The 13,912-nt window shown below is 44.1% G+C and carries 9 protein-coding genes, 1 rRNA gene and 1 riboswitch; all 10 genes read right to left on the bottom strand.

Translation table 11 applies throughout. The features are described 5' to 3' along the window. Nucleotides 1–128, bottom strand: a 16S ribosomal RNA gene (locus GQF01_RS32035); the annotation flags it as partial. A 435-nt stretch (nt 129–563) separates the two neighbouring features. Beyond that, a complete protein-coding gene (locus tag GQF01_RS32030; protein WP_161411105.1) occupies nt 564–2,033 on the bottom strand; it encodes a putative glycoside hydrolase in 1,470 nt (489 codons plus the stop codon). 163 nt (nt 2,034–2,196) lie between these two features. Further along, entirely contained in the window at nt 2,197–4,485 is a 2,289-nt protein-coding gene (metE, locus tag GQF01_RS32025; RefSeq protein ID WP_161411162.1) for a 5-methyltetrahydropteroyltriglutamate--homocysteine S-methyltransferase, read from the bottom strand. Between the two features lie 137 nt (nt 4,486–4,622). Further along, nucleotides 4,623–5,528, bottom strand: coding sequence for a LysR family transcriptional regulator (locus GQF01_RS32020; RefSeq protein ID WP_161411104.1), 906 nt, complete (start codon nt 5,526–5,528; stop codon nt 4,623–4,625). Nucleotides 5,529–5,538: 10 nt separating this feature from the next. Next, nucleotides 5,539–8,019 (bottom strand): ECF transporter S component, encoded by a 2,481-nt coding sequence (locus GQF01_RS36090; RefSeq protein ID WP_161411103.1) that lies wholly within the window; start codon nt 8,017–8,019, stop codon nt 5,539–5,541. Beyond that, nucleotides 7,992–8,882, bottom strand: a complete 891-nt coding sequence (locus tag GQF01_RS32010) for an energy-coupling factor transporter transmembrane component T (protein WP_161411102.1) — start codon at nt 8,880–8,882, stop codon at nt 7,992–7,994. Before GQF01_RS32010 ends, GQF01_RS36090 begins: the two co-directional genes overlap by 28 nt. After that, entirely contained in the window at nt 8,879–9,814 is a 936-nt protein-coding gene (locus GQF01_RS32005; protein ID WP_161411101.1) for a DUF4430 domain-containing protein, read from the bottom strand. The genes GQF01_RS32010 and GQF01_RS32005 overlap by 4 nt, the downstream gene beginning before the upstream one ends. A 13-nt stretch (nt 9,815–9,827) precedes the next feature. Then, complete coding sequence (locus tag GQF01_RS32000) at nt 9,828–11,474, bottom strand: S-layer homology domain-containing protein (RefSeq protein ID WP_161411100.1); 1,647 nt, start codon at nt 11,472–11,474, stop codon at nt 9,828–9,830. A gap of 315 nt (nt 11,475–11,789) precedes the next feature. Further along, nucleotides 11,790–11,989: riboswitch (cobalamin riboswitch) on the bottom strand. A gap of 26 nt (nt 11,990–12,015) precedes the next feature. Further along, entirely contained in the window at nt 12,016–12,561 is a 546-nt protein-coding gene (locus GQF01_RS31995) for an NUDIX domain-containing protein (protein WP_161411099.1), read from the bottom strand. A gap of 92 nt (nt 12,562–12,653) precedes the next feature. After that, the gene (gene glyA / locus GQF01_RS31990; RefSeq protein WP_161411098.1) at nt 12,654–13,901 is read right to left on the bottom strand and encodes a serine hydroxymethyltransferase; all 1,248 of its coding nucleotides are present in this window, start codon (nt 13,899–13,901) and stop codon (nt 12,654–12,656) included. Nucleotides 13,902–13,912: the final 11 nt, after the last annotated feature.

The raw sequence follows: 13,912 nt of genomic DNA, 5'->3' as shown, positions 1-13,912 counted from the left end.
TCTTATAGGCAGGTTGCCTACGTGTTACTCACCCGTCCGCCGCTAAGCACCGAAGTGCTCCGCTCGACTTGCATGTATTAGGCACGCCGCCAGCGTTCGTCCTGAGCCAGGATCAAACTCTCCATAAAGATCTCCCCAAAAAGTGAAGCGAACCTCCGTAGAGAATTCCGATTACTTTTCGGGGACCCCGTTAAGGGTCAGACGATCGCTCGTCTTTATATCTGAAAGCTTAATAGCTCATTGACTTGCTAGCGAGATTATTCATCTCTTTAAAGTCGATTACTCGACTGTGCTTACTCACTCGTTGTTCAGTTTTCAAAGATCAATTTCTTTCGTTCTCTGCCGCGTTACCGAAGCAGCGAGAAGTAATATACCATGTAAGAATTTCAATTGCAAGCACTTTTTTCAAATCTTTTTTCCCATCTATTCAACAAGTTATTTCTCACTTCTTGTAAGACAGGTTTCATAATATACCATGGATATCTAGGTAACACAAGCACTTTTTTCCGCAAAAAAGACGGCCACCTAGGACAACAAAAATTGCCCAAGACAGCCGCAGCTTTTTACGGAATATAGGTCACACCCTCTGAATAGTTATTGTTTGCGTTCCATATAAGGTACTCCTGAACACCTGCATCGTGCAAAGCTTTAATTTGTGCATCTACCTCAGGCTTGCCGTATTTGATGTAATTGCCGGCCCCTAACCAGCTTGCTGTAAAGTCTTGAATCCAAGGACGCGATTGCGGTGGAGACTGGAGCTGCGCAAACTTCGCTTTCTCTGCCTTCATATACTCAGCCACAAGGTTATACGGTTCTTTGTCAGGTTTTGCGATGCCGAAATAACCGCTAGACCAATGGCTCGGATAAATCATAGATGAAATTACATCTACCGAGCTAGAGATGCGATTAAAATTCTGGCCGATACCTGGAGCCTCAGGCAATGTGGCTGTGTACCCGAATATATCAACAGAGACATCTACGCCGTACGGTTTAAGTTGGTCTTTGGCATAGGCAACAAAATCGCTGACTGCATCAACACGAAGCTGTGTCATACGTGCCTTATCACTAAAATCCGGCGCTTTGGGAGCTCCTTTTTTAAGGTCAGACACGCTCTTTTGGGCATCATCCATAACTTTTTTATTGGCATCGTTCTTCTCTACATTGTAGGCATTCACAGCCTCTGCCAATTTTAATTCGAAGGAAGCTAGATCATCTTGGTACTTCTTAGTAGCCTCAGCGTAGTCCTTTTCCTGCTGCACAAACTTCATAGGTTTCTTATCCTTGTAATCACCCATTGCGTATTTAAGGACACTGTCTCTGCTTTCAAAGCCCTCCGGGAAGCGAACATAATCAAATTGGATCTCTTTAAAACCAAGTTCTGCAGCTAATTTGGCTACTTCAACATTATGCTCCCACGTTTCTTTAAGAAATGGATTGATAAAACTATCCCCATTCGAATTACGCCAAATGCTGCTGCCATCTATAAAAGAAAGGTCCGACCGTTTTTTGGCCATAACCGTATCCTTAAAGACGACGATTCGAGCAATCGGATAGATTTTATGCTCCTCGAGTGTTTTCAAAAGCACTTTGGGATCCTTGATGTAAGACTGGCCAAATTCAGCAAGCTTCCCCTCCGGCTTAAACGTGATATAGCCATCATCATCCTTCATATCTATTACCATGGCATTTAAATCCGTGTTATCAACGAGTGAAAGGAGTTTAGACATACGTTCCCCGCCAGCTGACCAACCTGTTACATAAATTCCGCGTACCGCATCTGGATAGTCAAAGTGCGTTGGGGGGTTAAACCCAGGTGCTTGTGTTGCTGCCGGCGTAGGCGAGAGCGCGATGGGAGAAGCTGAGGGCGATGCCATAGGTGTTGGTGCGGGCGTCAGCGTGGGTGTAGGCTCTGGGGTGGTTACAGAAGGCTGCTCCGCTACATTCGGTGTGGTCAAAGCGTCTTTGGACGACAGACAGGCTGACAACGTGAGAACTAAACCTAACATCAAGCAAATAAGTACTTGTTTCTTCACCTTGTTCTCCCCCTATTTCGAAGCATGCTCTGGAAATTCTATGCTCATACTTGAAGTATTCGGGAAGCGACAAAACTATGCTGCACAGGCCCTCTCTCGATAAAAAAAAGAGCAGCTGCAATCGCAGGTCTGCTCTTTTAACTATATTTCTGTATCTAACGAATTACACCGTTGCAGCATGATTCTCACGAGCAATCTTCGTCGCTTCAACCATGTTGCGCAAGGAGGCAACTGTCTCTTCAAGACCACGTGTTTTCAGTCCGCAATCCGGATTAATCCAGAACAATCGAGCGTCCAATACGCGTAGTGCTCGTTCGATCATACCCGTCATTTCTTCTACACTTGGAACACGTGGACTATGGATATCATACACCCCTAAACCGATGCCTAGCTTGTAAGTATTTAGCTCAAAACTATGAATCAATTCACCATGGCTGCGGGATGTCTCGATAGAAATAACATCAGCATCCATCGCTTCAATGGAGTCAATCATGTCATGAAACTCGCAATAGCACATATGTGTATGGATTTGTGTTGTTTCATGTACGGTGCAAGTGGTGATGCGGAAAGCCTTGACCGCCCATGCAAGGTAGTCAGCTTGCTCTTCTTCTTTCAGCGGCAATCCTTCGCGAACAGCTGGCTCATCGACTTGAATCATGCCAATGCCTGCTTGCTCAAGAGCCTCCACTTCTTGTCTCAGCGCATAAGCCAATTGATAAGCAATCTGCTCACGCGGGATATCGTCACGAACGAACGACCAGTTCATGATGGTAATCGGACCTGTGAGCATCCCTTTGACAGGACGGGAAGTTTTGGACTGCGCATACTTCGTTTCTTCAACCGTCATTTCACCCGTGAACGCCACATCTCCGAAAATAACTGGCGGCTTCACGCAGCGTGAACCATAGGACTGTACCCAGCCATTCTGTGTAAAAGCAAAACCAGCCAGCTTTTCTCCAAAGAATTCAACCATGTCGGTACGTTCAAACTCTCCGTGTACGAGCACATCCAAACCGATCTCTTCTTGCAAATCAACCCAAGTGTCGATCTGATCACGGATATATTGCGCATACTGCTCGTTGTTCCACTCGCCCTTACGCCACGATTGACGCGCTTTGCGCACTTCTGCGGATTGCGGAAAGCTACCGATTGTCGTAGTCGGAAAAATAGGCAGCTGCCATTTGGCCTGTTGAGCTTGATGACGCTCGGCAAATGGATGGGAACGCTCAGGTTGCTGATTGTTTAACGCTGCGACAGCTTGCTGAATGTTAACGCGGTTGCGTTCCTCAGACTGCTGCAAAGCTTGGATAGCAGCTTCACTTTTGATTATTTCATCTATATCGCTTTCGGAGCTTGAAGCTAATGCTTTCGTTAAAAGAACAAGCTCACCGAGCTTTTCATCTGCAAATGCAAGAGCATTTTTCAATTCGGATGTAAGTTTTGTCTCGCGTGCAGTCGTTACAGGAACATGAAGTAGGCTGCATGAGGACTGTACAATAAGACGATCTGGAGTTACGAGTTTAGTTAGCGCAGTAAGCAGCTCCAGCTTCTCACGAAGCGACGCTTTCCAAATACCGCGTCCGTCAATAACACCTGCACCTAACACCTTGTCAGCTGGGAAACCAAGCGTTTTGATGGCTACTAGATTGCCTTTGTATCCATGTACGAAATCAAGTCCAATTCCTTTAACCGGTAATTTTACAATGTCAGTATAGTTCTCTACCGATTCAAAATAGGTTTGCAGCATGATGTTAAGGCTCGGAACAGCTGCAGCAATCGTTTCATAAATTTTCGTCAACCGCTGTAAATCATCCTGGCTTAATTTGGTTACAAGAATTGGTTCATCTATTTGTACCCACTGTACGCCCTCTTCGGCAAGTTCTTGGAGAACTTGGACATAAAGCGGAACCAATCGCTCCAACCATGTATCCGTCTCTGATGCACTATACCCTTTAGAAAGCTTGAGGAAAGTCAATGGTCCAACAATGACAGGTTTTCCTTCGATACCAAGCTTTTCCTTAGCTTCTCTATATGCTGCAAGAGGTTTATTCTCCGTAAGCACAGGCGAAGCATCCGTCAATTCAGGGACGATATAGTGATAGTTCGTGTTAAACCACTTCGTCATTTCGCTTGCTGCGGCCCCCTTCGTTCCACGAGCTACGCCATAATAAACTGATAAAGGTACAGCGCCACCCTCATAAGAGAAGCGTTTCGGGATAATTCCGAACATAGCGGCTGTATCCAGGATATGATCGTAATAACTGAAATCATTAACCGGAATCAAATCGATCCCCTTCTCTTGCTGTTTACGCAAATGATTCAAACGTATTTCTTGCAACCGAGCTTGGAATTCAGCCTCTTCAAGCTTGCCTGACCAGAATGCTTCCAAAGCTTTCTTCCATTCGCGATCTTCACCAATACGTGGGTATCCCAATACACTGCTCTTCGTCATCATTCAAACCCCTCTTCAATTTGTTATATAAAAATTAACACAAATTGATAGATATAAAGTAATTCGAATAACATATATCTAGCTATAGTTTGGGGCTATAACGTTCCTTTCGAACAGTGCTTGGAAGGTGCATGGCATTACTTGGAAATCGCCACCTTTAGAGCTTCAACATAAGCTGCGCCTAACTTCGTTAACATCGTATTTTTATGAGAAATCCACCCCACATGAATGGTTTCCTCGCAATCTAATGGAACAGGAATGATCTCGTTACCGTTCAAATCGGCGTTCAAGACACCCGTTGAAATCGTATAGCCATTCAGTCCAATTAATAAATTGAAGAGCGTAGCGCGATCCGTCACTCGTATGCTTTTCTTATGGGAGATCGTACTCAGAATTTCCTCTGAAAAATGAAAGGAATTATACTCCCCTTGATCAAAAGACAGGTAAGGATATTCCTGAAGCTGCTCGATGGTGACCATCGACTGATGGGCCAATGGATTTTTGATACTAATAAATACATGTGGGTTCGCCTTAAACAAGCTGTTGAATTGCAAATTGGCGGCTTTAAGCATCTTATTGATCACTTTTTCATTAAACTCATTCAAATATAAAATACCGATTTCGCTTCGCAGCGTTTTGACATCCTCGATGATTTCATATGTTTTGGTTTCACGCAGCGCAAATTCATATTCGTCTAATCCAAATTCTTGGACCAAGCTGACAAAAGCGTTTACCGCAAAAGCGTAATGCTGGGTGGAAACGGAGAAATGCTGCGGAGATGGCTTCGCATTCAAGTACCGACTTTCCAATAATTCAGCCTGTTCGACAACTTGCCGCGCGTAGCTTAAGAACTCAACACCTTCTTTGGAAAGTGTTATGCCTTTATTGGATCTTTCAAATATGGAGATTTGTATTTCTTCTTCTAGATCCTTGATCGCATTGGATAGGCTGGGCTGCGTAATAAACAACCTTTTGGCAGCTTCATTAATGGATCTGCGGTTCGCTACTTCAATTACATATTTTAATTGTTGCAGAGTTGTCATCGCTATCCCCCTAGGATTCAATTAGGCCGTATTTTAACTTTATTCGATCAAGCTTGGATAACATAGGTTTCGCAATGAAATACAAGAAAATTACCGTAGAAACAGCATGTATGAGATCAAAGGGGAATCCTTGCAGATAGGCTAGCAAAAACATTTCTTTGGTTGGCTGTAAAGGGGACATGAGCACAGAAGCTGGGTTCAGAAGACCTCCGTAGATGAAAAATGTAGTTAACCCTCCGAAAATGCATAGCGCTACCTTATTTCTCCTTAGAATACCTTTCTTAAATAGCAAGCCAGCCAGAAAGCCGATGATACCGAAGGCGAACATCTGCCATGGCGTCCACGGACCTTGTCCAAAGAAAAAATTGGAAACGAACCCAGTAACAACACCAACAAGAAAGCCCGCTTCTGCTCCTAAACACACACCAGCAATAATCACCATCGCAACCACGGGTTTAAACTGGGGAACCATAAAAAACGCCGCTCTTCCGGCCACTGCTATTGCACATAAGACAGCAATTACGATCAGTTCTCTCGCTTGGGGTTTTCTAGATTCAAATAACATCACGAACGGCAGCATGGTTTCAAGGATAACCAGTAAGCTAATAAAATAGTACTTCCGATCATTCAAATAATAAATACCAAACCATATGGTTAACGGTATGATTAGCAAAATTATAAAAGATGCGACGATCGTTCTTTGTGATAGCTTCCTTTTATCAACTGGCGTTTGATCCGTTTCATTAATTTCTTGGGAGGATGTTTCTTTCTTAGTAATAAGCAGTGACTCCGGTACTTTCCTGGTTCTAATAGGCATCTGTGGCACAGTTCCACCAAGAGCCCGAATCACATCCTCCGTCGTAACCGCACTGGGAATCAAATGCCTGGCCATTCGGCTTGCGGCCGTTGTGTAGAAGCTATTGATAGTGAAAAATTCCTGTGGCGTTCCTTCTGATACAATCTTGCCATCAAAAAACATCGCACATTTATCCGCAAAGGAAGCACAAAACTCCACATCGTGGCTCACCATAATGATGGCCGTTCCTGCGAGCTTGAGGCTCTGAAGAATCTCTCCCAGCTTGAGCTTGAAGTGGTTGTCCAGCCCCTTAGTAGGCTCATCCAACAGCAGGATCTTAGGCTCAAGAAGTAAAATCTTCGCAAGCGCAGCTCTCTGCTGTTCGCCTCCGGACAAGTCATAGGGATGGCTTTGTAATAGATCCCCAAGCTCACAAAGTTCAGTCACTTGCTTTATTTTCTCTTGCAAAACCGCTTTGTCGATATTTCTGCCAACAAACATTTCTCGAAGATCCGCTTCTACCGTTTTACTTACAAAAAGCGTTTGTGGATTTTGCGGAAGTACCCCAAGCAAGCCACCGTATTTCTCATTGTCAGATAGATCTTGAATCTTTCTGCCACCTAGTCTAACTTCTCCCCTGTATGGCTTTTTCAAGCCTGAAATGAGAGATAATGCGGTCGTTTTGCCGGCACCGTTCCCCCCTAGAATGGCATATATTTCACCTGAACGAACGGATACGGACAAACCTTTTACGATATCAGCAGCTGCTTTTTCATACCTAAACCAAGTTTCCCTCAGCTCAACTGCGACTTCACCCGTTTGATTCGTTTGCTTCTTTTCCGGCGTAGTTGTAAGGATATGAGTAGTCTGTGCTAGCTCATCCAACCATTTCCTGCCTTCCCGAACCGTAATTGGACACTCCAAATGATTAGGGATATGAGAATAAATTCTCATTGGCGCAGGCATCGCGAAGAACATCGCATCCATCGTATCATTCAGTACTTTGCCCACATTCCTGGGTGTATCAAAGGTAATTACTTTGCCGTTGTCCAAAATGGCTACCTTGTCAGAAACAGGCAGAAGTTCCTCCAAGCGATGCTCGGAAATGATGATCGTTGTTCCTAGCTCTCTATTGACCTTCACTAGTGTATTCAGAAAATCAGATGAAGCAATAGGATCAAGTTGACTCGTTGGTTCGTCCAAAATTAAAACCGAAGGCTGCATGACCATCACGGAGGCCAAGTTTAAAAGTTGCTTTTGACCACCCGAAAGCTCTGAGACGGACTTATGAAACCAGGTTTGCATGCCGAAAAAGTTAGCGATCTCAGAAACCTTCAGCCTGATGGCAGGCGTACTGTATCCTAAACTTTCTAGCCCGAAGGCCAGCTCATGCCACACTTTATCGGTAACAATCTGATTATCCGGTGACTGGAATACGAAGCCGATCTGAGAGGATTGTGTTCTTGTATCGACCATGCCAAGATCAACACCTTCGAAACGGAGCATGCCGCTCCTTTTGCCATGAGGCGCTAGCATCGTTTTAAAATGGCGCAGCAGTGTCGATTTCCCACAGCCTGACTTCCCGCATAAGGTAATAAATTCACCTTGTTCAATCGTTAAAGAGATGTTGTCCAGTGCAAATTTATCGCTACTAGGATAAGAAAATGTTAAATTTTCGATTGCAAAAGCTTCCACTTCCTATCCTCCCATACATTCATAATTAAAGGAATTGCACACATTAAGGCATAACAGCATAGGGAACTAATCATAAAAATGGAAGTTTCATGACCTTTCATCGACGGATAATATCTGAAATACAAGGCTCCGCGTAATGAACTTATCAAAACATAACCTCCTACAATGATTAAAGCACCAAGAGCCCACTGATCACGCCGGTCAAATGTATAGTTGGAATAAGCCGTTCTTCCCTTCAGGCCGTATCCGCGGCTTCTCATGGAATCCGATGTTTCAATGGCATTTTCAAGTACCCAGGTTATCATGATCGACATGATTCGGATGCCATGCCTGACACGCGAAATCACACTGCCATTGGAAATATCTCTGCCAATACATTTTTGTGCATCCGAAACCCTTTGGAATTGCTCTTTGAATGTCGGTACAAATCGCAGCACCATCGAAAAAATTAATGACAAAGCCGGGATGAGTTTGCCAAACAGATAGATGAACTTATCGGATGTCATCACAGCATTGTAACAAGAAAACCAACTAATGACCGTTATCAGCATAGTAGCCGAAGCCGCGCCAAACGTAATAGATTCCAACGTAAGCGGATTCCCGTTGTCCAAATAAGTTAGAATCGTTACGCCTTCGTGATTAAACGCAGGGTTGATAAGAGCCGTTACAATCAACATTGGCAGCATAACCAGAAAATTAAACCGAATCGCCCTCTTCCCGTTTAAGTAGATGGAGTAGGCAAAGGAGAAAAAAAGTGAAATTAGCAAGCAGGCTGGATGCAAGAAAAACATCGAACAACCAACGACCATCACAAAATAAAGGAAGTTAACAAGAGGATGATAGCTTGAGAAAACATCTTTCATTGTTTTGTTGCTCCTAAAGCATTATAGGTGTCGCCAACATCACGTCCTAAATCACAGGTATAGACCCATTCAATGACGTCGCCTTCTTTCAACTGATACCGACTGCTTCCATAATTGGGAAACCAGCCATTGACCTTAAACATCCAACCTGAGAGTTCTCCGACATCAAATTCATAGAGATTGTTGATCCCTTCGATATAGGCGGAATTGTAGATGGGGGTATTCACAAACTCCATATGAATTTTATGCTTTTTCATTTCCCTTTGCAGCACATTAAATACAGATTCGCCTTCATAGAAAGTTACCTTCGTGGCTGGAAAGATGACCCCATCCTTCGGAACCAATTCCACCTTTTCCTTATCCAGCAGTTTCATGTTATCCAAAATAGTCAAGCAAGTAACGGACATCGTGGCTGTCATTGCCTTGTCAGAAATTTTGATGTTCTGTGGCTCAACAGGCAGAGGTTTACCAGACGGAACTGGTTCTGTTAAGTATTTATCTTTCCCTGTCTTAGGGTCAATCTCTTGCTTAACAGCAGGTTGGCTGGCAGCAGATTGACTAGCAGAAGCTGATGGTGTTTCTTTTATAGAATCTTTATCGCTCTCTTTAGCAGGTACAGCCTCTGCCTTTGCTGGTGACGGCGTTTGCGTAGACGCTGCGTCTGGCGGCTTCATCGTACTTACCGGCTGATCCTTGGTTGACGGGTCTGCTGAAGGTTCTGCTTGAGAAGAATCAGGCTGCTGGCCCGCCTGATTCCCCACTTCAACTGCTACCTGAGATTCCTGCTGTTTCTCCGGTTGAAGAGAAGCTTCCGCCGTACGTGCAGGCAGTTTCCCAGAGTTGCTCGGTTGCGGTCCCATAAACAGGTAACTGGTTACGAGCGCAACCACGATAACGATGGCCGAAACTAATTTCGTTTTCGTTATTTTCATTCGATCACCTGTTTCACAAAAGTTTAGATCCCATCAATAGATGGTATAGCATTTCAGATACTTCACTGCGCGTTACAGCCGCTTCAGGTAGGATCTCTATCATTTCTTGCGATAAAATATGTGCTTTGTAAGAAAAAGCTAGACTTGCTCTTGCCCATTCTGCCGTTTTCGTGTAGTCCGTAAACTGAGCAAGCATATCCCGTATTTCGATGTCCTGTACATTCGTATCCATGCCACTGAGTTTGGCTGCACGGGCAACCATCACAGCAGCTTCCTGCCGGGTAATCGTTTGTTCAGGAGTAAATGTATCCGCTGATGTTCCTTGGATGAGGTTATAGCTGTAAGCCGTGCCTACATAGGGTGCATACCAGCTTCCTGCAGAGACATCTTTGAAAACATCCGCTGCCTTGGGTGCCAGGCCTAAACTTCTGGTTACAATGGCAGCAAATTCAGCTCTTGTCATTGTTCGATCCGGTGCAAATTGGGTGTCAGATATGCCGTTAAGAATATTTCTGGCAGCCATAGCTTCTATAGACTTCTGATTAACATGCCCTTGAATATCAGCAAAAGTTCCGCCAGGACTAAGGATGACGCTTGGTTTAACATCTTTATTTTTATTCGGTAATCCTCCGTTTTCCGGCGTCGTGGTTTCGTTGCCCGGATTCGTCTGGGACCCCTTTTTCACATCTGCCATGTTGTAGAGACTAGTTTTCCCTGCATCTACCCTTTGTACGTTGACCAACGTATAAAATGCCTGCTCCGTAGACATCAGATTTTCACCGCTGCCGTCAGCCGTATGCAGAAATCCCTGTCCTTCTCGATAATAACTTAACAAGGTGTCGATAAGATTGTGACCACTTTTAGTAAATCTAGGGTCTTCCGGATCGATACCAAGCTCACATAAAGCCATGAGAACTTGCGCCGTGCTTTCCAAATTTTCAGTCCCCCAGCTAGCATAGCCCCCTGAGCTATTCTGCAGTTTGGACAGTGTTTCAATAGCCTTAACTGTTGCTGTTTTCACGTTATCCCTATTCTGATACTTAGCGAGAGCTTGCAAAGCCATACCCGTAACATCAGGGTCAGCTTTGTTGCCAGATAAAGCAAATCCCCCGTCTGCGAGCTGCCTTGCCAGAATTTCATCGATATACATTTCCCTAGTCGCCTGGGTTTTCGCGTTCTTGTTCATAGGCAACTTATATTTACCTGAATCCAAGGCAATAAGGGCGAAAATCGGCCCGTTAATGCCCTGCCATATCGTTTTATCGAAATCCGCTAAAGGCTCTAACAGGTTATAGCCCGCTACATTTGAAGGATCTTTGCCGATAGCGGTTAATGCTATAATCACTCTCGAATACTCCGTGTATTTCTTGTCATGCAAAACGCCGCCAAGCTCCTTAACATACTTTTCTACGACCTTGTAGTAATTATCATAATAACTCTGCGGCGTTGAATATCCTGATCGAGCAAGCCCTATAATTGCCCATTCTCCGCCTATTGAGCCAACCTCCGGTTCTGAAACGGTTTTGGTAAGATAGGACGCAGTGTTGGAAATAGCCTGCGAAATTTCAGTTTTATCCGCTGTTGCAAAAACTTGAATCGAACTGGTTAAATAAAGACAAAGAATAAGAAGTAGTGCTGAAAGCTTTTTCAAAGTTCTCACTTATATCCCTCCATTACTCATCATACATATTAGAGAAGGAGCAGAAATTATTCTGCTCCTTCTCCCTGCGCTCTGCAAGCCTATAATTCCATACTATCTTTTTTTATAAGCTCTCATAGCAACGACAATCGCCATTTCTCTTGTCACTTTGTCATTCCTCTTTCCTACCAAATTTGGACAACAGCGCAAAAAAGCCACCCTAAAAAACTAGGGTGGCTGTACATCCATACGTTCGCACGAATAACATGTTGTAATAGTAAGAATTATGCCGTGGCATAATCTATTGTTGCTAATTCCCACCCCCAAAGAATTAGTAACCTACTATAAATAAAGGCAGGTCTCCTGGCTCATGCGTCATCGCTTCTCTTTCGCCTTCCCAATCTCGTGAACAAGTCAGTGGCATATGAAAGAGTTACTCGGCAATTACAGTGGTGGGACCGCGTCGGCTTGTACCGAACTTCCCTTTTAAGCAAGCATCCAAATCGTATACTTGCACCCTTATTTAGCATATTATCTTTTGTCATCGCTAATGTTATATCGTTTATTTCGTTTTGTCTACTTCATAATTTATTTCATAGCATTCAGGACAAGCCTTGTAACTATCACCAATAAATCGATGATCCTTAATCCATTCGGAAACGATCTTGTAAACATTATCTTTCATATAAGGACTAAAAGTGCTGTCATTCATAATCTCAACTTGCTTCGGAATATCATCTACTAACATGATACCATTTGTTTCAAAACCGTCCGGAAGATCTCTAAGAACACTGACCGTGGAAATATAAATATTTTTCACAAACACGAGATTCTCATTTTCAAAAATTAGATATTGTCCAACTTTCTCAATCGCATCGAGCTCTCCGCCAGCCTCTTCCTGCATCTCCCTTCGAACTGTTTGAAGAATTGTCTCGCCCCTCTCTCTTTTTCCTCCAGGCAGCTCCCACCCCCGGCAGTTATGTCTAACAAGAATCAATTTACCTTGAAAAAAAGCAAAAATCAGAACACAATTAGCCTCTCCAATAAGGCAATCCCTTGATAAAATAATCTTTTGATTCAGCAAAGCACCCGGAAATTCATACTTCACTATGCCCACCAACTTTTTGTCTGAAATTTTCTTATAATAAAAAAAGTATTTGATCCAAAGATCAAATACTTGGCCCAGAGCTAAATCTAAATTTAGTAGCTCAACCCTGGATATAATGGGAATTGCGCCGTCAGATCACTTACCATCCCGCGTACTTGGTTATGCACAGCTTCGTCCGTTGGATTTTTCAATGTTAACGCCACAATTTCGGCAATTTTTTTCATAGCTTCTTGATCCATGCCACGGGCGGTAACAGCTGGCGTTCCGATTCGGACTCCGCTAGTAATCATCGGCTTCGCAGGGTCAAAAGGAATGGCGTTCTTGTTCACGGTTACTCCTACTTCATCCAGTAAATGTTCCGCTTCCTTACCTGTGATGTTCAGGCTACGCAAGTCGATCAGCATCAGATGATTATCTGTCCCTCCGGATACAAGATTGACACCTTCTGCCAATAGTTCCTCTGATAACGTTTTGGCGTTAAGAATAACATTTTGAGCATACGTTTTAAAATCTGCGTGGAGCGCTTCACCAAAAGCAACTGCTTTAGCGGCAATAATATGCATCAAGGGTCCGCCTTGCGTCCCCGGGAATACCGCTTTATCAATCGCTGCAGCCCAAGGCTTGCGACAGAGAATCATTCCGCCGCGGGGTCCGCGAAGCGTTTTATGCGTAGTTGTTGTTACAAAGTGGGCGTGTGGAACTGGGCTAGGATGCAACCCTGCCGCAACTAATCCGGCAATATGGGCCATGTCCACAAAGAACAAGGCTCCTACATCATTTGCAATCGAACCTAATGCTTCAAAATCAATCGTGCGAGGATATGCGCTGGCACCAGCCACAATCATACGAGGCTTATGCTTGAATGCCAATTTGCGTACCTCGTTGTAATCAATATACCCATCACTTTCTCTTACACCATAAGGAATAAAATTATACAAGATACCTGAAGCATTAACAGGGCTACCATGGGTTAAGTGACCACCATGCGCCAAGTTCATGCCAAGAACCGTATCGCCAGGCTTCAGAGCAGCTAAATATACCGCCAAATTGGCCTGTGCGCCAGAATGTGGCTGCACGTTGGCATGTTCTGCGCCAAATAATTCATTTGCACGATCACGCGCGATATCCTCAACGATATCTACATACTCGCAGCCGCCATAGTAACGTTTACCTGGATAGCCTTCCGCATATTTATTCGTCAGAACCGTCCCCATCGCTTGCAGCACAGCTTCGCTGACGAAGTTTTCAGAAGCGATCAACTCAATTTTGTCACGTTGACGGCCGATTTCCAGATTCATTGCCTCAACAATTTTAGGATCTTGTTTGCGTAATTGTTCCACAGTAAATTGCT

Origin of the sequence: Paenibacillus silvestris (assembly GCF_009882985.1) — a bacterium.
Lineage (GTDB): Bacteria > Bacillota > Bacilli > Paenibacillales > NBRC-103111 > Paenibacillus_E > Paenibacillus_E silvestris.
This window is presented reverse-complemented; position numbering and strand designations above follow the sequence as displayed.

What these genes read in the sequence shown, in the direction of transcription:
- metE (WP_161411162.1), bottom strand. Translation starts at nt 4,485, where the DNA reads ATGACGAAGAGCAGTGTATTGGGATACCCACGTATTGGTGAAGATCGC.
- GQF01_RS32020 (WP_161411104.1), bottom strand. Translation starts at nt 5,528, where the DNA reads ATGACAACTCTGCAACAATTAAAATATGTAATTGAAGTAGCGAACCGC.
- GQF01_RS32010 (WP_161411102.1), bottom strand. Translation starts at nt 8,882, where the DNA reads ATGAAAGATGTTTTCTCAAGCTATCATCCTCTTGTTAACTTCCTTTAT.
- GQF01_RS32005 (WP_161411101.1), bottom strand. Translation starts at nt 9,814, where the DNA reads ATGAAAATAACGAAAACGAAATTAGTTTCGGCCATCGTTATCGTGGTT.